This window comes from Streptomyces sp. NPDC001744, assembly GCF_042892575.1.
GTDB lineage: Bacteria > Actinomycetota > Actinomycetes > Streptomycetales > Streptomycetaceae > Streptomyces.
Window position 1 is genome coordinate 49,339 of the sequence record NZ_JBIAUG010000028.1, and the last position, 23,132, is coordinate 72,470.

Here is a 23,132-nt window from a genome sequence, read left to right on the forward strand (position 1 = left end):
GCTCTCAGCCCTTCACGCAGATGAACTGCTTCAGCTTCGCGACGACCTCCACCAGGTCCCGCTGCTGCTCCATCACCTGCTCGATCGGCTTGTACGCACCCGGGATCTCGTCCACGACGCCGGAGTCCTTGCGGCACTCCACGCCCCGCGTCTGCTCCTCCAGGTCCCGCACCGTGAAACGCCGTTTCGCCTCGCTCCGGCTCATCCGGCGACCCGCGCCGTGCGAGGCGGAGTTGAATGCCTTCTCGTTTCCGAGTCCCTTCACGATGTACGAGCTGGTGCCCATCGAGCCGGGAATGATCCCGAACTCACCCGAGCCGGCCCGGATCGCGCCCTTCCGCGTGACCAGCAGGTCCATACCCCCGTACCGCTCCTCCGCCACATAGTTGTGGTGGCAGGAGATCTCGGTCTCGAAGGACACCTTCGCCTTCCGGAACTCCCGGCGGATCACTTCCTTCAGGAGGGCCATCATGATCGCGCGGTTGTACTTCGCGTACTCCTGCGCCCAGTACAGGTCGTTGCGGTAGTCGGCCATCTGCGGGGTGTCCGAGACGAACACCGCCAGGTCGCGGTCGACCAACCCCTGGTTGTGCGGCAGCTTCTGAGCCACGCCGATGTGGTGCTCGGCCAGCTCCTTGCCGACGTTCCGGGACCCGGAGTGCAGCATCAGCCACACCGAGCCTTCCTGATCCAGACAGGCCTCGATCATATGATTTCCGGATCCGAGCGTTCCCATCTGTTTGTGGGCACGTTCATGACGGAACTTGACCGATTCCGCGACCTCGTCGAAGCGCGACCAGAAGTCGTCCCACCCCGCCGTCGGGAACTGGAACAACCGCGAGGGGTCCACCTCGTCCCGGTGCATCCCCCGCCCCACCGGAATCGCCTGCTCGATCTTCGACCGAAGTCGCGACAGGTCGCCCGGCAGGTCGTTCGCCGTCAGAGAGGTCTTCACCGCCGACATCCCGCAGCCGATGTCCACACCGACGGCCGCCGGACAGACGGCGCCCTGCATCGCGATCACGGACCCGACCGTCGCGCCCTTGCCGTAGTGCACGTCCGGCATCACGGCGAGGCCCTTGATCCACGGGAGCGCCGCCACGTTCTGCAGCTGCCGCAGGGCGCCGCCCTCGACCGAGGCGGGGTCGGCCCACATCCGGATCGGCACCCTCGCCCCCGGCACCTCTACGTACGACATACTCCCTCGATTCCCCCGAAAAGACCGATAACGCAAAAACCGGAGCCAAAGCCCGTACAGGTGACAGGGGACCGGCATCAACGGCAGCGTGTGCGATAGACATTGTGTCCACCGGCCGGGTTCGCGCGGCAAACAGTTTTCGGGAAAGTCTTCGGGAGAAGGGAGCCTGGGACCGTGCAGCGAAAGACGTACGCCTCCGGCCGCACCGGGCCCACGGCTCGCACCGCCGCCGTCCTCGCACTCGGCCTCGGCCTCGGCGCGGGGCTCACCGGCTGTTCCTCCGGCGCCCCGGCCGACGAGGTGACCGTCGACGCCAAGGCGGCCCCGGCCGCCGCCGTCGCGCGCCCCGGCCGCTACCGCACCCTCTTCGACGCCTGCGGCGCCGTCCCGCAGGCCACCCTCAAGAACATGCTCCCGGGCGCGGCCGAACTGCCCGATGCCGAACGGGCCAGGGTGTACCGGGGCAGTCCCGTCGTCACCTACGACAACGACCGGCGCGTCGGCTGCGCGTGGAAGGCCGACGCCTCCGGCGCCTCGCACCAGCTCACCCTCGACGTCGAACGGGTGGTCTCGTACGACACCGCCGTCAGCGACGACGACCGGGCGCAGGAGGTGTACGTCCGCAAGCAGCTCGCGGCACACGTCCCCCTGCCCCCCACCGCCCCGCCGACGACGGCCGGTACCCCCACCGCCCCGGCCACCGGCACGGCCACGAGCGCGCCCGCCGGCACGCCGACGGCGACCTCCGGTGCGGTGGGCGGCCCCCCGGCGGGCGGCGCCCCCACCCCGACCGCCACCGGCCCGACCGGTTCGGGCACTTCCAGCGCTTCCGGTACCCCCGCTTCCCGGGGCCCCGCCCCCACCGGCCTGGAACCCCGCGTCCTCGAGGGCCTCGGCGACGCGGCGTACCTCGACGACGTGACCGGCACGCTCGGCGCGAACAGCCGCCAACGGGTCGTCAGCGTGGTGTTCCGCACATCCAACGTGCTCGTGACCGTCTCCTACCGGGCGCAGACCTCCGGTTCCCCGGAGGCGCCGGACAGCGGGGAACTGCAGGAAAAGGCCCGTGACCTGGCCCGGCTGCTCGCCGAACGCCTGGAGGAGTAGCCGTTCGGTGCCGCTCCGTGAGCGGGCGCCGAACACGTAACGTGTCGGCGTAGCCCGTGGCCGTACCGGTGGTCACGGCCGTCGGGCCGGCGGCCGGACCGTACGACAAGCGACTGAAGGAACCATGCAGCGATCAGCCTCGCGACTCACCCGCACACTCGCCTGCGCAGCCGTCCCGGTGATGCTCGTCGCAGCCGGATGCTCCTCGGACTCCGGTGACTCCGGCAAGCCGAAGACGGGGGCCGCGTCGAGCGCGTCGGCGTCCGCGACCCCGTCGCCCGCGCAGACGACGAAGACGGTCGAGGCGGCGAAGTTCGCGAAGCTGCCCCAGGTCTGCCAGTCGGTCTCGGCGAAGACGACGGAGGCGCTGGTGCCGAAGGTGAAGGCCAAGAACGGCACGCCGACCGGTTCCGGCGACCTGTCCAGCCGTGGCGGCTGCTCGTGGAACGGCCTCGACGACCAGGGCGTGAAGGGCTCGCAGTACCGGTGGCTGGACGTGTCGTTCTTCCGGTACGCGTCGGACGTCTCGCTCGGCAGCGGCCAGGAGCGCGCGCGGGAGAACTTCGCGAAGGAGCTGGCGAAGGTCGAGGCGACCCCGGACGCCAAGAAACTGCGCACCGTCGTGACCCCGGGCGTCGGCGACGAGGCGAAGACCGTCACGTACCAGGTGCGCAAGACGAACGCGGACTTCGTCTACGCCTCGGTCGTCGTGCGCACGGGCAACGTGCTGGTCCTGCTGTCGTACAACGGCGCCGGGTACGCGGGGGCGCCGTCCCCGACGGAGAAGGCCGTCGCGGACGGAGCGGTCGGCGCGGCCAAGGAGGCCGTCGCGGCGGTCGAGGCCGCCAACAAGCAGTAGCGAACCGGCACGAAACCACGCATTCACACGGAGCCCGCCCCTCCCCGGGGGCCGGGCTTCGTTCACCTGTGCCACTCTGTGCGCGCGGGATGTCGAACGACGGGAGGGATCGCGGGTGGCCGCGATGCAGCTGACACGCACACACCGAGTACTCATCGGCCTCGTCGTCGCCGGCGCGCTGGTCATCGCGGGGATCGGTTTCGCGGGTTCGTACGCCGCCGTGCGCGAGCTGGCCGTGCAGAAAGGTTTCGGCACCTTCTCGTACTTCTTCCCGATCGGCATCGACGCGGGCATCTGCGTCCTGCTCGCCCTGGACCTGCTGCTCACGTGGCTGCGGATCCCGTTCCCGCTGCTGCGGCAGACGGCGTGGGTGCTGACGGCGGCGACGATCGCGTTCAACGGCGCGGCGGCCTGGCCGGACCCGCTGGGCGTGGGCATGCACGCGGTGATCCCGATGCTGTTCGTGGTGGCCGTGGAGGCGGCGCGGCACGCGGTGGGCCGGATCGCGGACATCACCGCCGACAAGCACATGGAGGGCGTCCGGCTCACCCGGTGGCTGCTCTCCCCCGTGCCGACGTTCCGGCTGTGGCGGCGGATGAAGCTGTGGGAACTGCGGTCGTACGAGCAGGTCATCAAGCTGGAGCAGGAACGAATGATCTACCAGGCCCGGCTGCAGGCCCGGTTCGGCCGGAACTGGCGGCGCAAGGCGCCGGTGGAGGCGCTGATGCCGCTGCGGCTCGCCCGGTACGGGGTGCCGCTGGCGGAGACGGCCCCGGCGGGTCTGGCGGCGGCGGGCATCGAGCCGGTCCTGCTGCCGCCCCGGCCGGCCGAGGCGTACGAGCAGCAGGCGCGGGATGTGTCGCGGGACCGGGCACAGGGGCCCCACCCGCTCCCGCAGCCGCAGGCCCACGCGCCGCAGGAACTCGCACGGGCCGGCGCCCCGCAGGTCTCCCGGGCCGCTCCGGCGGCGGTGGACCCGGCCGCCCACGTGACCCACGGGAGTCCGTGGTTCGACGCGCAGAGCCTCCTGACGAAGACGTACACGGGTACGTACGACCCCCGGCGCGTCGTGGAGCCCGAGCCCGCCCCGGCTCCGCCCCGGGCCCAGGTCCCGACCCCGACCCCGGCTCCGGCTCCGGCTCCGGCTCCGCAAGGATCGGAAGGCGCCGCGCCCCCGCCGGAGCGCGAGCGGGACGAGGAGGCCCCGGAGCGCGAGGAGGAGGCCGCGTACGCGGAGCGGGACCAGCAGGTCGAGGAGCTTCGCGAGCTCGCCCACAAGCTCAGCCTGACGTACGCCGTGGAGCACGACCGCTTCCCGGAGGACGCGGAGCTGGAACGGCAGGTGGCGCTGCACTACGGGTTCCAGCGGTTCCCCGAGCCCGATCTGCTCCGGCGGCTGATCCCGGGGATCCAGGAGGAGATCCGGAAGTCGATGGCCGAGCAGCGCACCCCCTGATCCGCGTCCGCGCGATGACGGGGGAAAGGGCCGCCGTCCGGGATTCCGGGCGGCGGCCCTTTCACGCGCTCACGCTCGCGTCGCTCACGCGCCGAGCAGCCTCCGCACCCGCTCCGCTCCCACGGCGAGGAGCAGCGTGGGAAGGCGCGGGCCGGTCTCCCGGCTGACGAGGAGCTTGTAGAGCAGGGCGAAGAAGGCGCGCTGGGCGAGCTTCAGTTCCGGCGTCGGCCTGGCCTCGGGGTCGAGTCCGGCCATGACCTTCGGGACGCCGTAGACGAGGGTGGTGAGTCCGTCGAGCGACCAGTGGGTGTCGAGGCCGTCCAGGAGGAGGCGGAGCGAGGCGCGGCCCTGCTCGTCGAGGGAGCCCAGCAGTTCGGCGTCGGGCTCGTCGCGGACGATGGTGCGCTGGTCGGCCGGGACCTGGTTGGTGATCCAGTTCTCGGCGCGGTCGAGGCGCGGCCGGACCTCGTCGAGGGAGGTGACCGGGTTCTCCGGGTCGAGTTCGGTGAGGATCCGCAGGGTCTGCTCGTCGTGGCCGGCGGTGATGTCCATGACCGAGGCCAGCGTCCGGTAGGGAAGCGGGCGGGGGGTCCGGGGCAGCTCTCCGGCGGCGGTGCGGGCGGCGCGGGAGTGGGCGGCGGCGTCGGCGGGCAGGGCGGTGCCGTCGGCGACCTTGGCCTCCAGCTTGTCCCACTCGTCGTAGAGGCGCTGGATCTCCTGGTCGAAGGCGATCTTGAAGGACTGGTTGGGCCTGCGGCGGGCGTAGAGCCAGCGCAGCAGGGGCGCCTCCATGATCTTCAGCGCGTCGGCGGGGGTCGGCACGCCGCCGCGCGAGGAGGACATCTTGGCCATGCCGCTGATGCCGACGAAGGCGTACATGGGGCCGATGGGCTGGACGCCGTCGAAGATCTCGCGGACGATCTGGCCGCCGACGACGAAGGAGGAGCCGGGCGAGGAGTGGTCCACGCCGGAAGGCTCGAAGATCACGCCCTCGTAGGCCCAGCGCATGGGCCAGTCGACCTTCCAGACGAGCTTGCCGCGGTTGAACTCGCTGAGCTTGACGGTCTCGCCGAAGCCGCAGGCGGTGCAGGTGTAGGCCAGCTCGGTGGTGTCGTCGTCGTACGAGGTGACGGTGGTGAGGTCCTTCTCGCACCGCCCGCAGTAGGGCTTGTACGGGAAGTAGCCGGAGGCGCCGCCGGAGCCGTCGTCCTCGGCGGCCGCGCCGGAGCCCTCCTCGGCCTCCAGCTCGGCCTCGTCGAGGGGCTTCTGCGACTGCTTCTTCGGCGCCTTCTTCGTCCGGTACTGGTCGAGGATGGCGTCGATGTCGGCACGGTGCCTCATGGCGTGCAGGATCTGCTCGCGGTAGGCACCGGCGGTGTACTGCTCGGTCTGGCTGATCGGGTCGTACTCGACGCCCAGGTCGGCCAGGGACTCGACCATGGCGGCCTTGAAGTGCTCGGCCCAGTTGGGGTGGGGCGAGCCGGCGGGGGCCGGGACGGAGGTGAGGGGCTTGCCGATGTGCTCGGCCCAGGACTCGTCGATGCCCTCGATGCCGTTCGGCACCTTGCGGTAGCGGTCGTAGTCGTCCCAGGAGATGAGGTGCCGGACGGTGTACCCGCGGCGGCGGATCTCGTCGGCGACCAGGTGCGGGGTCATGACCTCGCGGAGGTTGCCGAGGTGGATCGGGCCGGACGGGGAGAGTCCGGAGGCGACGACGACCGGTTTGCCAGGCGCACGTCGCTCCGACTCGGCGATGACCTCGTCCGCGAAACGGGAGACCCAGTCGGTCTCGGTGCTGCTCTGAGCCACGGTCGGTACGTCCTTCTTCCTTGGTCTTTCCCGGATGTTCATGCCGGTGTTCACGGAGGGGACGGAGCCCCTCACGGTCTCGCGTCAGCCATTCTCCCAGACGGAGCGGAGCGCCCGGAGGTTGTCCACAGGCCGGGAGGGGACGGGGGACGTCCGCGGGGCGGAACACGGAGAAAACGGAGTTGTCCACAGGCGGGCCGTCCGGGGAGAAAACGCGTTGCCCTCCCGTGGGACACTTGACGGGCGACAGAGCCCCGCCCGAAACGGGGACATCCGACACGACAACAGGAACGGAAGCTCATGGCCTCGGTCCCTTCCCTCGCTTCGACCGTGCAGCAGCGCCTCGCGGACGGACTCTCGGCCGCCCTGCCGGAGGCCGCGTCCGCCGACCCGCTGCTGCGACGAAGCGACCGGGCCGACTTCCAGGCCAACGGCATCCTGGCGCTGGCCAAGCGGTTCAAGGGCAATCCGCGCGAGCTGGCGACGAAGGTCGTCGAGGCGATCCCGGCGAACGACGTCCTGAAGGAGATCGAGGTCTCCGGCCCCGGCTTCCTGAACATCACGGTCACCGACGCGGCGATCGTCGAGACCCTGGCGGCCCGCGCCGCCGACGCGCGCCTCGGCGTGCCGTTCGACGGATCGGCCGGCACGACGGTGATCGACTACGCCCAGCCGAACGTGGCCAAGGAGATGCACGTCGGCCACCTGCGGTCCGCGGTGATCGGCGCGGCGATGGTCGGGATCCTGGAGTTCACCGGCGAGACGGTGGTCCGGCGCCACCACATCGGCGACTGGGGCACCCAGTTCGGCATGCTCATCCAGTACCTGATCGAGCACCCGCACGAGCTGGACCACTCCTCGGAGGCCGAGGTGTCCGGCGAGGAGGCGATGTCGAACCTCAACCGGCTCTACAAGGCGTCGCGCACCCTGTTCGACTCGGACGAGGGGTTCAAGACGCGGGCCCGCGCGCGCGTGGTGGACCTCCAGGCCGGTGACGAGGAGACGATCGCCCTCTGGCAGCGGTTCGTCGACGAGTCGAAGATCTACTTCAACTCGGTCTTCGACAAGCTGGACATGGACATCCGGGACGCCGACGTCGTCGGCGAGTCCGGTTACAACGACATGCTGGCGGAGACCTGCCGCATCCTGGAGGAGACGGGCGTCGCGGTCCGCTCCGAGGGCGCGCTGTGCGTCTTCTTCGACGACGTGAAGGGCCCGGACGGCAACCCGACCCCGCTGATCGTCCAGAAGTCCGACGGCGGTTTCGGATACGCGGCGACGGACCTGTCGGCGATCCGGGACAGGGTCGAGAACCTGAAGGCGACCACCCTGCTGTACGTGGTGGACGCGCGTCAGTCGCTGCACTTCAAGATGGTCTTCGAGACGGCCCGCCGGGCCGGCTGGCTGAACGACGAGGTGAAGGCGCACCAGCTGGCGTTCGGCACGGTCCTGGGCAAGGACGGCAAGCCGTTCAAGACCCGTGAGGGCGAGACGGTCCGGCTGGTGGACCTCCTCGACGAGGCCGTGGACCGGGCGACGGCGGTCGTCCGCGAGAAGGCCGGGAAGGTGGGCCTGACCGAGGCGGAGATCGTCGAGAACGGCCAGTACGTGGGCATCGGCGCGGTGAAGTACGCCGACCTGTCGACGTCGGCCGCGCGGGACTACAAGTTCGACCTGGACCAGATGGTGTCGCTGAACGGCGACACGTCGGTGTACCTCCAGTACGCGTACGCGCGGATCAGGTCGATCTTCGGCAAGGCCGGCGACCGCGTCCCCGTCGCCCACCCGGAGCTGGAGCTGGCCCCGGCGGAGCGCGCGCTCGGTCTGCACCTGGACGGGTTCGCGGAGACGGTGGCCGAGGCCGCCGCCGAGTACGCGCCGCACAAGCTGACCGCGTACCTGTACCAGCTGGCCTCGCTGTACACGACGTTCTACGACCAGTGCCCGGTCATCAAGCCGGCACCGGCGCGGGAGGTCGCGGAGAACCGTCTCTTCCTCTGCGACCTGACCGCCCGCACGCTCCACCGGGGCATGGCCCTCCTGGGCATCCGGACGCCCGAGCGCCTCTGACACCCGGAGCACCGACGGGCACCCCTCGCGTACGTGAGGGGTGCCCGTCGCGCGTTCAGTTCCCTTCGGACGGGCGCCACTCGCCCGGATCGGCCCACCAGATGTACGAGGGACGCCCGGCGGTCGCGCTGGTACGGAACGGACGGCCCCCGTCGTCGACCCGGATCACGCCCTTCCGGTCGCCGCTGCTCCAGGAGACCTCCAGGTACCAGCGCACGTCGTGGGCCTCGGTGGTCACGTCGAAGCGGAGCACCTGGGGGTCGTCGGACGCGACCTTGTAGGGGAAGTCCTTGGCCGGCACGATCGTGTCGCCGTCCTGACCGGCGACCGGCCGGAGGTCGGGCCGGGAGCGGTCGAGGTCCACGGCGAACGTCTGCGGGACGACACCGCTGCCGCAGCCCTCGCCCATCGAGTACGCCGACCAGGGCAGCGGGGCGGAGCGCCCCACCACCCGGACGTGGATGTCGTTGATCACCACGGAGTCGGCCGTCCGGCCCGTGGCGGTCAGTTCCAGGCGCATGCCGCCGCCGTCCACCGCGCCCAGCGAACGCGCCCAGCTCCGGTGGTCCTGGGGAGGCGGCGGCGGAGGAACCCTGCCGGGTTCGCCGTCGAGCAGGTAGTACTGCCCGCAGGGGTGCTCCCAGTTGTACGAACTGATGCCGACGCGCAGCGGAACACCGGTCGCGGGCGCGCCGCCGGACGGCGGGGCGGTGGGCGACGGGTTCCGCCCCGGCGCCGGGCGCGAGGCCGGGGCCGAGGGGGTCGCGGTGCCGGGGAGTCCGGTCGGGGTGCCCGAGGCGGAACCGGACGGAGTCGGGGTCGGGGTGGCCGTCGGGGTCGCGCTCGGGGAGGAGCCGGGGCGTACGAGGGCGGCGGCACCGGTCGCCGGGCCGGACGGGACGGAGCCCGGCGCCGCCCGGTCCGGGCGGCCCCCTCCCCCACCGGTCGCGAACACGGCCACCGGCACGGCCACCGCGACGACCGCCGCGGCGGCGAGCGCGACGAGCACCCGGCGCCGGCGCGGGCCGTCGGCCCGGGGGCCGGGCACGGACTCCGCCCGAAGGAGCGGGGGAGACGCGGCGGGACCGGCGGTCTCTGCGGGCTCGGTGGACTCTGCGGATTCTGCGGGCTCGGTGGACTCTGTCGCTTCGGCGGAATCGACAGCACCAACAGCTCCGGCGGCTCCGGCGGGCACGTCCGGGCGGGTCGCCGCCTCCGGTTCGGGAGCCGCCTTCGCGCCCGGCTCCGGTCCCGACGCCGACCCCACCACCGGCCCCGATCCCGACTCCGACCCCACCACCGGCACCGGCTCCGGTCCCGACGCCGCCACCGGCTCCGGCTCCGGTGGTCTCGTTCCCGTCCCCGAACGCCCCCGTGTCCGCGCGTCGTCCGCGACGATCCACCGCCGGTGCAGGTCGATCAGTTCCTCGCGTCCCGCCCCGCACAACCGCGCGAACCGCTCGACCGCCACGAACTCGGCCGGTACGGCGTCCCCGTTGCAGTAGCGGTGCAGGGTCGACGTACTGACGTGCAGTCGTCCGGCGAGCACTCCGTAACTGTGCCCCGAGCGCTCCTTCAACCGCCGCAGCAGCGCGCCCAGCTCCTGCGCCTCCGGTGTGGTCGCCACCGCGCCCCTCCCCATCTCCCCGTACCCGATGCCCCTGTGTCCCGGAACGGCGTTCCAGGCAAAGGTCGTTCCCGCTGGTCACCGTACCCGTGAACGTTCCAGCGTCCCCGATGGCCCGGTCGGCGTTGCGTCCGGAATCCGCCGCCCCGCAACCTGTGACCACGCCGCACCGCACTGGTCGAACGGGCAGTACGGCGGATCGAGACCGACCGAAAAGCACCGACACAACGGGGAGTTCCACCACCATGCGCATCCACCGCATCCGCATCGCCGCCGCGGCGGCCGTCACCGCCGCCACCCTCTCCCTCACCGCCTGCCAGGGCTCGGCGGACGGAACGCGGGACGAGGGCCGGGCCCCGGCCCCGGTCACCGCCGCCCCGTCCTCCTCCGCACCCTCCGCGTCCTCCGCACCGGAGCCGGCGGCGACGGCGACCCGGACGACGGAGCCGGCGGCGGCGACGCCGGCCGGAAGCGCCTCGCGCGGCACCGGTACCTCCCCGCACGGCTCCACCACCCCCGGCGGCAAGAACGGCAAGAACGGCGGGAATGGCGGGAACGGCAGCGGCGGAAACAGCGGCAGCAGCGCCGGCCAGGACACCGCCGCCACGGACCGGTCGTGCACGGCGACGACCGTACGGGTCGTCTACAGCCCCGTCAGCCGCCCGCTCAACCACGCCCTGCTCACCGTGACCAACACCGGCGGCACGACGTGCAACGCCTACTACGCGCCGGTGCTGCGCTTCGACGAGGGACAGGCGGCGGTCGCCGTGGACGAGAGCAGCAAGCCGCAGGCGGTCGCCACCCTCGCCCCGGGCGAGAGCGCGTACGCGGGGATCACCCTGTCGGCGGCCGACGGCAGCGGGTCGCACGGCGGCCCGGCGAAGAACCTGACCGTCTGGTTCGCCCCGCGCGACGGGGCGGGTTCGACCGGCGGCCCGAAGGTCCTCAAGCTGCCCGCCGGGACGTACACGGACAGCAGCGCCCGGGTCACGTACTGGCAGGGCTCGATGGACGACGCCCTGAGCTTCTGACCCCGCCCGCTCCCCCGGCGTGCCGCGCCCCGCACGGGCGCGGCACGCCGCGTGCGTGCGGGGCGCGGATCAGCGGAGCGCGCGGGACGTCCGTCCGGACACCGCGTCGATCTCCGTGTGGGCCTTCCCGAGGAGCTGCGAGGCGAGGTCCATCAGCGCGCGGGCCCCGGCGATCTCCTCGCCGACCCGGAGCTGGTCCGGGTCGGAGGGGTGCCGGTGGGCGGTGCCGTGGCCCCGGAACTCGGTGCCGTCCCCGAGCCGGACCATGGCCGCGGCCCGCGTCCGACCGTCCTCCTCCCGGAACTCCATCTCCACGTGCCATCCGACCAGCGTGTGCGTCATGGGGACCACCTCCGGCGGGGTGCCTGTCGGCTACCCCTCCAGGGTGCGCCGCCCGGCCCGCCTCCACCAGCCCGGAGGGCCGGCGCCCGGAACGGTCCGGACGGCCGCGGCTCAGACCCCGTCGCGGAGCGTGCGCGCGGCCTCGGTCGCCCAGTACGTCAGGATCATGCGCGCCCCGGCCCGCCGGATGCCCGTCAGGGTCTCCATGATCGCCTTGTCGCGGTCGATCCAGCCCTTCTCGGCGGCCGCCTCGACCATCGCGTACTCCCCGCTGATCTGGTACGCGGCGACCGGCACGTCCACCGACGCGGCGACCCGGGCGAGGACGTCGAGGTACGGGCCCGCGGGCTTGACCATCACCATGTCCGCGCCCTCCTCCAGGTCGAGCGCCAGCTCGCGCATCGACTCGCGGAGGTTGGCCGGGTCCTGCTGGTAGGTCTTGCGGTCGCCCCGGAGGGAGGAGCCGACGGCCTCGCGGAAGGGGCCGTAGAAGGCGGAGGAGTACTTCGCGGTGTACGCGAGGATCGCCACGTCCTCCTTGCCGATGGTGTCCAGGGCGTCCCGGACCACGCCGACCTGGCCGTCCATCATCCCGGAGGGGCCCACGACGTGGACGCCGGCGTCGGCCTGGACCTGGGCCATCTCGGCGTACCGCTCCAGCGTGGCGTCGTTGTCGACCCGGCCGTCCGCGTCGAGGACGCCGCAGTGGCCGTGGTCGGTGTACTCGTCGAGGCACAGGTCCGACATGATCACCAGGTCGTCGCCGACCTCGGCCCGCACGTCCCGGACGGCGACCTGGAGGATGCCCTCGGGGTCCGTGCCCGCCGTGCCGGCGGCGTCCTTCTTCGCGTCCTCGGGCACGCCGAAGAGCATGATTCCGGAGACCCCGGCCTCCAGCGCCTCCACGGCGGCCTTCCGCAGCGTGTCGCGGGTGTGCTGCACGACCCCGGGCATCGCCTCGATCGGCACGGGCTCGGTGATCCCCTCGCGCACGAACGCGGGGAGGATCAGGTCGGCGGGGTGCAGCCGCGTCTCGGCCACCATCCGCCGCATGACGGGCGTCGTCCGCAGCCGCCGCGGGCGCGCCCCGGGAAAGGATCCGTACGAGTTCATACGGTCGAGGCTACGCCCGCGCGTGCCGTGCACTTGCCGACACCGTGTTGCCGTTCCCGCCGGTGGGACGGGCCCGCGTCCGTCAGGCCGGGCGGAGGCCGAGGGGCGGTCCCCCGGCCTCGCCGCGCCGCCGCCCCGCCACGCGAAAGGCGCGGGCCCCGGAGGGGGACCCGCGCCCGTGGAACGCGTACCGCTACGTCGTCCGGCGCCGTCTCGCCCCCGGTCGCCGCTCGCTCGGCCGCGTCACCGGGTCGCCGGCCTCCAGGGCCGCCTCCCGGCGCCGCGCGCCGAAGTCCGCGAGGGCCGCCGCCAGCTTGTGGACGGACGGCTCGGGCGACAGGACGTCCACCCGCAGCCCGTGCTCCTCCGCCGTCTTGGCGGTGGCCGGGCCGATGCAGGCGATGACCGTCACGTTGTGCGGCTTGCCGGCGATGCCGACCAGGTTCCGCACGGTCGAGGACGAGGTGAAGAGGACCGCGTCGAAACCGCCACCCTTGATCGCCTCACGCGTGTCCGCCGGCGGCGGCGAGGCCCGTACGGTCCGGTAGGCGGTGACGTCGTCGACCTCCCACCCGAGCTCGATGAGGCCCGCGACCAGGGTCTCGGTCGCGATGTCGGCGCGCGGCAGGAAGACGCGGTCGATCGGGTCGAAGACCGGGTCGTACGGCGGCCAGTCCTCCAGGAGCCCGGCGGCGGACTGCTCTCCGCTCGGCACCAGGTCCGGCTTCACGCCGAAGTCGACCAGCGCGGCGGCCGTCTGCTCGCCCACCGCCGCGACCTTGATCCCGGCGAAGGCGCGCGCGTCGAGCCCGTACTCCTCGAACTTCTCCCGCACCGCCTTCACGGCGTTGACCGAGGTGAAGGCGATCCACTCGTAACGGCCGGTGACCAGGCCCTTGACGGCCCGCTCCATCTGCTGGGGGGTGCGCGGCGGCTCGACGGCGATCGTCGGGACCTCGTGCGGCACGGCGCCGTACGAACGCAGCTGGTCGGAGAGCGAGGCGGACTGCTCCTTGGTGCGCGGCACGAGGACCCGCCACCCGAAGAGCGGCTTCGACTCGAACCACGCCAGCTGTTCCCGCTGCGCCGGGGCGCCGCGCTCGCCGACCACGGCTATGACCGGCCGGTGGCCCTCGGGCGAGGGGAGGACCTTGCCCTGCTTGAAGACCTGGGCGATGGTGCCGAGGGTCGCGTTCCAGGTCCGCTGCCGGGTGGTCGTACCGGCGATCGTGACGGTGAGCGGGGTGTCCGGCTTGCGGCCGGCCGCCACCAGTTCGCCGGCGGCCGCGGCCACCGAGTCGAGCGTGGTGGAGACGACGACGGTGCCGTCGGAGGCACCGACCTCGGTCCAGCACCGCTCGTCGGCGGACCGGGCGTCGACGAAGCGGACGTCGGTGCCCTGCGCGTCGCGCAGCGGCACACCGGCGTACGCGGGGACGCCGACGGCGTTGGCGACGCCGGGGACGACCTCGAAGGGGATGCCCTCGGCGGCGCAGGCGAGCATCTCCGCTCCCGCGTTGCCGTCGAGACCGGGATCGCCGGTCACCGCACGGACGACCCGCCTGCCGCTCCTCGCGGCCTCCATGACAAGATTGGCCGCGTCCCTCAACACGGGGACACCGGCGGCTGTTGACGCCTCGTCGACAACCGCCAGTTCCGGCGTGCTCACCCCCGCGCGCGCATGGCCGCGAACGACGTCGAGGACCTCCGGCTCGGCGATCAGGACGTCCGCTCCCGAAAGGGCCTCGACGGCCCGGAGGGTCAGCAGTCCGGGATCGCCGGGACCCGCGCCGAGGAACGTGACGTGTCCGTGGCCCGCGAAGGCCGGGGACAGGGGGCTGGTGGTCGGGCTGGTGGGGTTCAAAGTGCTCGCTCCCCCATAAGACCGGCCGCACCCTTGGCGAGCATCTCGTCCGCGAGTTCGCGTCCGAGCGCCATGGCCTCGTCGTGCGAGGTGGGTACGGGTCCGGTGGTGGACAGCTGCACCAGCGTCGAGCCGTCGGTGGTGCCGACGACGCCGCGCAGGCGCATTTCGGTGACAGCCTGCCCGTGACCGGGGCCGTCGGCCAGCAGGTCGGCCAGCGCACCCACGGGTGCGGAGCAGCCGGCCTCCAGGGCGGCGAGCAGGGATCGCTCGGCGGTCACGGCGGCCCGCGTGCGCGGGTCGTCGAGAGCGGCGAGTGCGGTGGCGAGTCCGGCGTCCGACGCCGGGCACTCGACGGCCAGGGCCCCCTGACCGGGGGCGGGCAGCACGACGTCGACCGGCAGGCGGTCGAGCGACAGGGAGCCGGTGAGCTCCGCCGTGCCGCCGATGCGGTTGAGACCGGCCGCGGCGAGGACCACCGCGTCCAGCTCCCCGCTGCTCACGTAGCCGATCCGGGTGTCGATGTTGCCCCGGATCGGGACGCAGGTCAGCTCCAGACCGCGGCTGCGCGCGTACGCGTGGAGCTGGGCCATCCGCCGCGGCGAGCCGGTGCCGACCCGGGCGCCCCGGGGCAGCCGGTCCAGCGTCACCCCGGCGCGGGCGATCAGGACGTCGCGCGGGTCCTCGCGGCGCGGGACCGCGGCCAGCGTCAGCCCGGGGTGCGGGGTGGTCGGCAGGTCCTTCAGCGAGTGGACGGCGAAGTCCACCTCTCCGGCGAGCAGCGCGTCGCGCAGGGCGGCGACGAAGACGCCGGTGCCGCCGATCTGCGCGAGGTGCTCCCGGGAGGTGTCCCCGTACGTCGTGATCTCCACGAGCTCGACGGGCCGGCCGGTCACCTGCCGGACGGCGTCGGCCACGTGCCCGGACTGGGCCATGGCGAGCTTGCTGCGCCTGGTCCCGAGCCTCAGTGCCCTCTCGGTCATACTCGCCCTCGGTTCTTGACGTCGGCGTCATTCAGGTCGGCCCGGCTGACGGCGGCCACCGTCTCCGGGTCGAGGTCGAAGAGTGTCCGCAGCGCGTCGGCGTACCCGGCGCCGCCGGGCTCGCCCGCGAGCTGCTTGACCCGCACGGTCGGCGCGTGCAGGAGTTTGTCGACCACGCGGCGCACGGTCTGGGTGATCTCGGCGCGCTGCTTGTCGTCGAGGCCGGGCAGCCGGCCCTCGAGCCGGGCGACCTCGACGGCCACCACGTCGGCGGCCATGGCGCGCAGGGCGACGACGGTCGGGGTGATGTGGGCGGCCCGCTGGGCCGCGCCGAAGGCGGCGACCTCGTCGGAGACGATGGTCCGCACCCGGTCGACGTCGGCGGCCATGGGCGCGTCGGCGGCGGCGTCGGCGAGCGACTCGATGTCGACGAGCCGGACGCCGGGGACGCGGTGGGCGGCGGCGTCGATGTCGCGGGGCATGGCGAGGTCGAGCAGGGCGAGCGGGGTGCGGCGACCCCGTACGGCGGTCTCGACGTCGCCACCGGTGAGGACGAGCCCCGTGGCGCCGGTACAGGAGACGACGATGTCGGCACGGGTGAGTTCGTCGCCGACGGCAACCATCTCGGCCGCGTGCGCGGTCACCCCGGTGCCGCCGGGCTCGTTCAGGATCTCGGCGAGCCGTTCGGCGCGGGCGAGGGTGCGGTTGGCCACGACGATCTCGGAGACGCCGGAGCGCGCGAGGGTGGCCGCGGCGAGCGAGGACATCGAGCCGGCGCCGATGACGAGCGCCTTCTTGCCCTTGGCCCAGGTCGCGACGTCGGTGCCGTCGGCGAGCTGTTCCAGGCCGAAGGTGACGAGCGACTGCCCGGCCCGGTCGATCCCGGTCTCGCTGTGGGCGCGCTTGCCGACCCGCAGGGCCTGCTGGAACAGGTCGTTGAGGAGGCGACCGGCGGTGTGCAGTTCCTGGCCGAGGGCGAGGGCGTCCTTGATCTGGCCGAGGATCTGGCCCTCGCCGACGACCATGGAGTCGAGGCCGCAGGCCACCGAGAAGAGGTGGTGGACGGCCCGGTCCTCGTAGTGCACGTAGAGGTACGGGGTGAGCTCGTCCAGACCGACGCCGCTGTGCTGGGCGAGCAGGGTGGACAGCTCGGCGACGCCGGCGTGGAACTTGTCCACGTCGGCGTAGAGCTCGATGCGGTTGCAGGTGGCCAGGACGGCGCCCTCGGCGGCCGGTTCCGCGGCGAGGGTGTTCTGGAGGAGCTTGGCCCGGGCGTCCGGCGACAGCGCGGCCCGCTCCAGGACGGAGACCGGGGCGCTGCGGTGGCTCAGACCGACGACGAGGAGGCTCATGCCGGCATCACCGCGGGAACGTCCCCGTCGGGTCCCTTGCGGCCGTCGTTCCCCGCGGCGGCGCGGGGGGCCGGCGGCACGACGGCCGGTACGGGCTCCGCGCCGGAGCCGTTCCCGGCCGCGGACTCCTCGCCGGCCTTGCGCTGCTCGTGGAAGGCGAGGATCTGGAGCTCGATGGAGAGGTCGACCTTGCGCACGTCCACGCCGTCGGGCACGGAGAGCACGGTCGGGGCGAAGTTCAGGATGGAGGTGACCCCGGCGGCCACGAGCCGGTCGCAGACCTGCTGGGCGACGCCGGCGGGGGTCGCGATGACGCCGATGGAGACGCCGTCCTGCTCGATGATCCGCTCGAGGTGGTCGCTGTGCTGGACGGGGATGCCCGCGACGGGCCTGCCGGTCATGGCGGGATCGGCGTCGATCAGCGCGGCGACGCGGAAGCCGCGGGAGGCGAAGCCGCCGTAGCCGGCGAGCGCGGCACCGAGGTTTCCGATGCCGACGATGACGACCGGCCAGTCCTGGGTGAGGCCCAGCTCGCGGGAGATCTGGTAGACGAGGTACTCGACGTCGTAGCCGACCCCGCGGGTGCCGTAGGAGCCGAGGTAGCTGAAGTCCTTGCGCAGCTTCGCGGAGTTGACCCCCGCGGCCGCCGCGAGCTCTTCGGAGGAGACCGTGGGTACGGAACGCTCCGAGAGCGCGGTCAACGCGCGCAGATACAGCGGAAGCCGGGCGACGGTGGCCTCGGGAATTCCTCGGCTACGGGTCGCCGGTCGGTGAGTTCGGCCAGTTGCCACGGTGCTCCTGCGGGATGAGCGGGGCTGCAGGCGGCCATATGTCCCAAGACCGCCCCGTCGAATGCAGGCTATGTCTTTGTGAACGCGTGCACAAAGATGGTGTCCGTTTTGCCCGGCCAAAGTGACCGGGGTCACGCAACCGGTTCCCGTCGTCACGGAACCGCGGGGGGTCTCGGCGCGTTGACCTTCCGAAGGGGGCAAAACCGCACACTCTCCTTACGACCCGCCCCCGAGACCCGACAAAACGTCCATGATGGTAACCGCCTTTCGGTCAGGCACCCAGTTCGCGCCGGAGCCGGTCGGCGTCCACCCGCCAGAAGGTGTGCTGCTCGCCGTCGACCAGGACCACCGGGATCTGCTCCCAGTACGCCCGGTACAGCTCCTCGTCCCGGGTGATGTCCTTCTCCTCCCAGGCCGCCCCCGTCTCCGCGCACACGGCCTCGACCACCGCCCGCGCGTCGTCGCAGAGATGGCACCCCGGCCTGCCGATCAGCGTCACGGTCCGCGCCCCGGCGTCCGCCTTCTTCTTCCGTCCGAACATGCCGCCATTCTGTCCCGGCCGGGCGGGACGGAAGTCCCGCGCCGTTCACCCTCCCGGCACCGTCGCGCGTCGGGGAGCGCCGAACGGACTGGCTATGCTCACGGCATGGCCGCTCTGGGATGGCTCACCCCCCGCAGGCGCTCCGCCACCGCGCGCAGCGTCCTCGCAGGCGAGGCCGCTGCCGAGGCAGCGCGCGAGTCCTCGCTCCAGCTGGAACGGGAGCGGGAGGAGGCGGCGGCCGGGCCCCCCGCCGAGCCGGACTTCCCGGTCGCCGGGGACGCGCGGGCGGCCGCCTTCTTCGACCTCGACAACACCGTGATGCAGGGCGCCGCGATCTTCCACTTCGGCCGCGGCCTGTACAAGCGGAAGTTCTTCCGGCGCCGCGAACTCGCCCGCTTCGCCTGGCAGCAGGCGTGGTTCCGGCTCGCCGGCGTCGAGGACCCCGAGCACATGCAGGACGCGCGCGAGAGCGCCCTGTCGATCGTCAAGGGCCACCGCGTCTCCGAGCTGATGAGCATCGGCGAGGAGATCTACGACGAGTACATGGCCGACCGCATCTGGCCCGGCACCCGCGGCCTCGCCCAGGCGCACCTGGACGCGGGGCAGAAGGTCTGGCTGGTCACCGCCGCTCCCGTCGAGACGGCCACGATCATCGCCCGCCGCCTCGGCCTGACCGGCGCGCTCGGCACGGTCGCCGAGTCCGTCGACGGCGTCTACACGGGCCGCCTGGTCGGCGAGCCCCTGCACGGCCCGGCCAAGGCCGAGGCGGTCCGGGCGCTCGCCGTCGCCGAGGGCCTCGACCTGAGCCGCTGCGCCGCGTACAGCGACTCGCACAACGACATCCCGATGCTGTCGCTGGTCGGGCACCCGTACGCGATCAACCCGGACGCCAAGCTCCGCGCGTACGCGAAGGACCGGGAGTGGCGGCTGCGCGACTACCGGACCGGCCGCAAGGCCGCCAAGGTCGGCATCCCCGCCGCGGCGGGCCTGGGCGCGCTGGCCGGCGGCACCGCCGCCGCGGTCGCCCTCCACCGCCGCCGTCACTGACGCGCCCGCGCTCCCGGTCCGTGCCACCCCGACCGCCGCTCCCGGGTCCGCCCTTCCCGGACCGCCGCCCTCCGCCGTCCCGGGCCCCGCGCCTCCGGTGCGTTTCGCCTGTGATCACCTGCGACAGTCCCGGACCGGACGCCCTCACCCGTCCGTGGTCGAACACCACCGCACAGATCGACTCCCCGCCATTCCGGCCCCCTTACCCAGCAGCGGCCCCGATCACTCCTCCGCTCTGCACCTGAGCACAACGCAGCGTCCGCTCAGTCACATTCGAAAGCAGATCGATCAACTATCGGTCATCCATCGCACCTTGATTCGACTCCAAGCGGTAACGGATAAGACGGAACCGGTGATTTGAGCAACTGGGTGTAGCGCTGCCTGTACGAAGCGTTATTCTCCTCAGACGCACAAAGGACCCCTCGCGTCGCCACGACGGGTGAACGGTCCCGCACTGCACGTGATGGAAGCTCTGCCTCTGGGAGTCCCGTGTACCCACACGTCGGGGTTGACGCCTCGGGCCTGGCTACGCTGCGCGCAACGGTCCTCGACCACTTGCGCGGCTTCGTCCCCACCGCGTACGCCGGCCCTGTCCCCGCCCTCGCCTTCGCCGCACCGGCACCCGTCGGCCCTTCCTACGCCCTGGCCGACGGGAGCGCCGCCGTGGGCAGACGGGGAGCCCGGTCCGGAGCCCCGACCACCGCCCGCCGCCCCGCCGCGGACAGCGACAGCGCCCGCATGATGGACCTGGTCGAACGCGCCCAGGCGGGCGAGGCCGAGGCGTTCGGCCGCCTGTACGACCAGTACAGCGACACCGTCTACCGCTACATCTACTACCGCGTCGGCGGGAAGGCGACGGCGGAGGACCTCACCAGCGAGACCTTCCTGCGCGCCCTGCGCCGGATCTCCACCTTCACCTGGCAGGGCCGCGACTTCGGCGCCTGGCTCGTCACCATCGCCCGGAACCTGGTCGCGGACCACTTCAAGTCCAGCCGCTTCCGCCTGGAGGTGACCACCGGCGAGATGCTCGACGCCAACGAGGTCGAGCGCAGCCCCGAGGACTCCGTCCTGGAGTCCCTCTCCAACGCCGCCCTCCTCGACGCGGTCCGCCGCCTCAACCCCCAGCAGCAGGAGTGCGTGACCCTGCGCTTCCTCCAGGGCCTCTCGGTCGCGGAGACCGCCCGGGTCATGGGGAAGAACGAGGGCGCGATCAAGACCCTCCAGTACCGGGCCGTCCGCACGCTGGCCCGGCTCCTCCCGGACGACGCCCGCTGACCGGTCCGCGTCCCCGCCCGCGCCCCGCCCGGCCGGTGGGCCCGTCCCCGCCCACCGGCCCCACGACCCCGTCCGACTCACACCCGGTGACGACCCGATGACGCAGTGGCCCGATCGTCTCTCGCGCGTAACCCATGTACCGCGCCGCTCGTTGTGCGGGATGCAGGCTCCCTGTGGTCACGCCGTGCCCGCAGCCACTCACTCTTTCGTGTGGTCGCGCTCAAGGTGTGCAACCTTCCGGACACCCCAGGGGGTCGACCGTCATGACGAGAGGAGGTGCCGCCAGTGATCGCGAACGTATCGGCGCACCGGCGGGCGAACGCCTTCGCCCAGGCCCTGGAGGACCGGGCGTCCGAGGGTGCCGGGGCCGAGCAGCCCGAGCCCCCGGCCGAACCGGCCGAACCTGCCGAGCAGGGACGGCTTCTGGCCTTGGCGAACGGACTCGGTGAGCTGCCCAGGCCGCAGCTGGACCCCGAGGTCAAAGTGGTGCAGCGGGCCCAGCTGGTCGCCGCCATGGAGGCGATGCTCAAGGAGGGCGGCGCGACCGCGGGCCCTACCGTGCCGGAGCAGCGGGCGTCCGCCGGCCGGGGAGCCCACCGGGCGTCCCCGCTCCGGAAGCTGCGTCCCCGTTCCCGCTGGACCAAGGGGCTCGCCGCCGGCGGCCTCACGGTCGGTGTGGCGGCGGGCGCCTTCGGCGGAGTGGCCGCTGCCAGCTCCGACGCCCTTCCCGGTGACTCGCTCTACGGGCTCAAGCGCGGGATGGAGGACATCAAGCTGGGCATGGCGGACGACGACGCGGACCGCGGCGGCCTCTACCTCGACCAGGCGTCCACCCGCCTCAGCGAGGCCCGCCGGCTCATGGAGCGCGACCGCGCGGGCGAGCTCGACCACGAGTCCGTCACCGAGATCCGCCGCGTCCTGGGCGGGATGAAGCACGACGCCACCGAGGGCCACCGCCTGCTCCGCCAGGCGTACCAGCGGGACGGCGCGATCGCCCCGATGGCCCGGCTCAACTCCTTCGCCCAGGCCCACCGGGACACCTGGAACGGCCTGCGCGACCGGCTCCCCGTCCAGCTCTCGGACGTCGGCAGCGAGGTGACCGACGTCTTCGACGCCATAGACGAAGACGTCGAACCGCTCCAGTCGGTGCTCCCCCGGCCCCCCGAGAAGGGCACGGCCGGCACCGAGGGCCCGCGCAGCACGCCCAGCGCCTCCGACGGCACCCGGGACACGGGCACCCAGCGCCCGCCGTCCACCCACGGGACGGCGCCCCCGAACGGTTCCTCCACCGCCCCGTCCCGCCCCTCGGAGCCCAGTACGGGCACCGCTCCGGGCACGGGCGACCACCGCACCACCGCGCCGCCGCAGGACGGCGGCCTCATCGGCGGCGGCGGGCTGCTCAAGCCCTCCCCGACCGGCGCCCCGGTGTCGCCCCCGGCCGGCCGGGAGGTCCCGGACGTACCGGACGTGACCCTTCCGCCGCTCCTGCCGGACCTGCTCCCGGGCCTCGGCATCGACAGCGAGGAAGCCCCCTAGGGGGCTTCCCGGTGCGGAGGAGGGGCGCCCCCACGAGGGACGCCCCTCCTCCGCGTTCCGGAACGAACCCCGCCGGACCTCAGAAGAACACCGACCGCCGCTGCACCAGCACCTTGTAGAGCGTGTGCTGGATCTGCTCCCGCACCTGGTCCGTCAGGTTGAACATCAGCATCGGGTCCTCCGCCGCCTCCGGGGCGTAGGAGTCCGTCGGGATCGGCTCTCCGAACTGGATCGTCCACTTCGTCGGCAGCGGCAGCATCCCGAGCGGCCCCAGCCACGGGAAGGTCGGGGTGAGCGGGAAGTACGGGAGGCCGAGCAGCCGCGCCAGTGTCCTGGCGTTCCCGACCATCGGGTACGTCTCCTCCGCGCCCACGATCGAGCACGGGACGATCGGCACCCCGGCCCGCAGCGCCGTCGAGACGAACCCGCCCCGGCCGAACCGCTGGAGCTTGTACCGCTCCCCGAAGGGCTTCCCGATCCCCTTGAAGCCCTCCGGCATCACCCCGACGACCTCGCCGGCGCGCAGCAGCCGCTCCGCGTCCTCCGCGCACGCCAGGGTGTGCCCCGCCTTGCGCGCCAGTTCGCTGACGACCGGCAGCACGAAGACCAGGTCCGCGGCGAGCATCCGCAGGTGCCGCCCGGCCGGATGGTGGTCGTGGACCGCGACCTGCATCATCAGCGCGTCCAGCGGCAGCGTCCCCGAGTGGTTGGCGACGACCAGCGCCCCGCCCTTCTCCGGGATGTTCTCGACGCCCTTCACCTCCACCCGGAAGTACTTCTCGTACAGCGGGCGCAGCAGCGACATCAGGACCTGGTCGGTCAGCTCCCCGTCGTAACCGAACTCGTCGACCTCGTACTCGCCGGTGATCCGCCGCCGTAGGAACGCGAGGCCGCCCGCGAGCCGCCGCTCCCAGCGGTCCCCGGCGCCCGGCGCGTCCGGGGCGTCCGGCTCCCCCGGGCTCTCCGGGCTCCCCGCCTCCCCGGAACCCGCGATTCCGGGCCCCTCGGATGCCTGCTGCGGCCCCGGCAGGGCCCGTACGGCCGCCGTCTCGCCATCGGCCCGGGCGGGCCGCCGGCGAGCCCGGGAGCGGTCGTCGTCGAAGGGAATGACCTTGGCGTCCGCCATCGCAG

At 72.7% G+C, this 23,132-nt stretch carries 19 protein-coding genes; 8 read left to right on the forward strand and 11 right to left on the reverse strand.

Translation table 11 applies throughout. From position 1 onward, the window contains the following. Positions 1-4: 4 nt before the first annotated feature. A complete protein-coding gene (locus ACFYZY_RS27120) occupies positions 5-1,198 on the reverse strand; it encodes an RtcB family protein (protein ID WP_388699098.1) in 1,194 nt (397 codons plus the stop codon). A gap of 174 nt (positions 1,199-1,372) precedes the next feature. Here ACFYZY_RS27120 and ACFYZY_RS27125 point away from each other — a divergent pair, with 174 nt between their 5' ends. The 3 genes from ACFYZY_RS27125 (at position 1,373) to ACFYZY_RS27135 (ending at position 4,620) form a co-directional block, all read left to right on the forward strand. Beyond that, a complete protein-coding gene (locus tag ACFYZY_RS27125) occupies positions 1,373-2,305 on the forward strand; it encodes a DUF3558 domain-containing protein (protein ID WP_388699100.1) in 933 nt (310 codons plus the stop codon). 124 nt (positions 2,306-2,429) lie between these two features. After that, positions 2,430-3,164, forward strand: a complete 735-nt coding sequence (locus ACFYZY_RS27130) for a DUF3558 domain-containing protein (protein WP_388699103.1) — start codon at positions 2,430-2,432, stop codon at positions 3,162-3,164. 124 nt (positions 3,165-3,288) lie between these two features. Further along, a complete protein-coding gene (locus ACFYZY_RS27135; RefSeq protein WP_388699106.1) occupies positions 3,289-4,620 on the forward strand; it encodes a DUF2637 domain-containing protein in 1,332 nt (443 codons plus the stop codon). Positions 4,621-4,704: 84 nt separating this feature from the next. Here the strand turns inward: ACFYZY_RS27135 and lysS are convergent, their stop codons facing one another. Continuing rightward, positions 4,705-6,471 carry a lysine--tRNA ligase gene (gene lysS, locus ACFYZY_RS27140; RefSeq protein ID WP_388699109.1) on the reverse strand — a complete coding sequence of 589 codons (1,767 nt, stop codon included), beginning with the start codon at positions 6,469-6,471 and terminating at the stop codon, positions 4,705-4,707. A 258-nt stretch (positions 6,472-6,729) separates the two neighbouring features. On the opposite strand from lysS, the gene argS reads away from it, so the two are divergent. Continuing rightward, positions 6,730-8,499, forward strand: a complete 1,770-nt coding sequence (argS, locus tag ACFYZY_RS27145; RefSeq protein ID WP_388699112.1) for an arginine--tRNA ligase — start codon at positions 6,730-6,732, stop codon at positions 8,497-8,499. A 55-nt stretch (positions 8,500-8,554) separates the two neighbouring features. Here argS and ACFYZY_RS27150 read toward each other — a convergent pair whose 3' ends face one another. After that, entirely contained in the window at positions 8,555-10,126 is a 1,572-nt protein-coding gene (locus ACFYZY_RS27150; RefSeq protein WP_388699115.1) for a helix-turn-helix domain-containing protein, read from the reverse strand. A 245-nt stretch (positions 10,127-10,371) separates the two neighbouring features. On the opposite strand from ACFYZY_RS27150, the gene ACFYZY_RS27155 reads away from it, so the two are divergent. Continuing rightward, complete coding sequence (locus ACFYZY_RS27155; RefSeq protein ID WP_388699118.1) at positions 10,372-11,157, forward strand: DUF4232 domain-containing protein; 786 nt, start codon at positions 10,372-10,374, stop codon at positions 11,155-11,157. 69 nt (positions 11,158-11,226) lie between these two features. Here the strand turns inward: ACFYZY_RS27155 and ACFYZY_RS27160 are convergent, their stop codons facing one another. The 7 genes from ACFYZY_RS27160 to ACFYZY_RS27190 form a co-directional block, all read right to left on the reverse strand. Then, positions 11,227-11,499 carry a DUF1876 domain-containing protein gene (locus tag ACFYZY_RS27160; protein ID WP_388699121.1) on the reverse strand — a complete coding sequence of 91 codons (273 nt, stop codon included), beginning with the start codon at positions 11,497-11,499 and terminating at the stop codon, positions 11,227-11,229. 111 nt (positions 11,500-11,610) lie between these two features. Continuing rightward, on the reverse strand, positions 11,611-12,612 hold the full coding sequence (gene hemB / locus ACFYZY_RS27165; protein WP_388699124.1) for a porphobilinogen synthase: 1,002 nt from the start codon (positions 12,610-12,612) through the stop codon (positions 11,611-11,613). Positions 12,613-12,805: 193 nt separating this feature from the next. Continuing rightward, positions 12,806-14,476 carry a uroporphyrinogen-III synthase gene (locus tag ACFYZY_RS27170; RefSeq protein WP_388699127.1) on the reverse strand — a complete coding sequence of 557 codons (1,671 nt, stop codon included), beginning with the start codon at positions 14,474-14,476 and terminating at the stop codon, positions 12,806-12,808. Further along, the gene (gene hemC / locus ACFYZY_RS27175) at positions 14,473-15,459 is read right to left on the reverse strand and encodes a hydroxymethylbilane synthase (RefSeq protein ID WP_388699130.1); all 987 of its coding nucleotides are present in this window, start codon (positions 15,457-15,459) and stop codon (positions 14,473-14,475) included. The genes ACFYZY_RS27170 and hemC overlap by 4 nt, the downstream gene beginning before the upstream one ends. Further along, positions 15,456-16,811: a glutamyl-tRNA reductase gene (locus ACFYZY_RS27180; RefSeq protein WP_388699132.1), complete on the reverse strand. Its 1,356-nt coding sequence runs from the start codon at positions 16,809-16,811 to the stop codon at positions 15,456-15,458. The genes hemC and ACFYZY_RS27180 overlap by 4 nt, the downstream gene beginning before the upstream one ends. After that, the gene (locus tag ACFYZY_RS27185; RefSeq protein WP_388699135.1) at positions 16,808-17,602 is read right to left on the reverse strand and encodes a redox-sensing transcriptional repressor Rex; all 795 of its coding nucleotides are present in this window, start codon (positions 17,600-17,602) and stop codon (positions 16,808-16,810) included. The genes ACFYZY_RS27180 and ACFYZY_RS27185 overlap by 4 nt, the downstream gene beginning before the upstream one ends. A gap of 271 nt (positions 17,603-17,873) precedes the next feature. Next, positions 17,874-18,143, reverse strand: a complete 270-nt coding sequence (locus ACFYZY_RS27190) for a glutaredoxin family protein (RefSeq protein ID WP_388699138.1) — start codon at positions 18,141-18,143, stop codon at positions 17,874-17,876. A gap of 105 nt (positions 18,144-18,248) precedes the next feature. Here ACFYZY_RS27190 and ACFYZY_RS27195 point away from each other — a divergent pair, with 105 nt between their 5' ends. The 3 genes from ACFYZY_RS27195 to ACFYZY_RS27205 all read left to right on the forward strand — a co-directional run bounded on the left by ACFYZY_RS27195 (position 18,249) and on the right by ACFYZY_RS27205 (position 22,001). Further along, positions 18,249-19,190: an HAD family hydrolase gene (locus ACFYZY_RS27195; RefSeq protein ID WP_388699140.1), complete on the forward strand. Its 942-nt coding sequence runs from the start codon at positions 18,249-18,251 to the stop codon at positions 19,188-19,190. Positions 19,191-19,679: 489 nt separating this feature from the next. Further along, the gene (locus ACFYZY_RS27200; protein ID WP_388699142.1) at positions 19,680-20,465 is read left to right on the forward strand and encodes an ECF subfamily RNA polymerase sigma factor, BldN family; all 786 of its coding nucleotides are present in this window, start codon (positions 19,680-19,682) and stop codon (positions 20,463-20,465) included. Between the two features lie 285 nt (positions 20,466-20,750). Beyond that, positions 20,751-22,001, forward strand: coding sequence for a DUF5667 domain-containing protein (locus ACFYZY_RS27205; protein WP_388699145.1), 1,251 nt, complete (start codon positions 20,751-20,753; stop codon positions 21,999-22,001). Between the two features lie 79 nt (positions 22,002-22,080). Here ACFYZY_RS27205 and ACFYZY_RS27210 read toward each other — a convergent pair whose 3' ends face one another. Continuing rightward, positions 22,081-23,127, reverse strand: a complete 1,047-nt coding sequence (locus ACFYZY_RS27210; protein ID WP_388699147.1) for a lysophospholipid acyltransferase family protein — start codon at positions 23,125-23,127, stop codon at positions 22,081-22,083. Positions 23,128-23,132 lie beyond the last annotated feature (5 nt).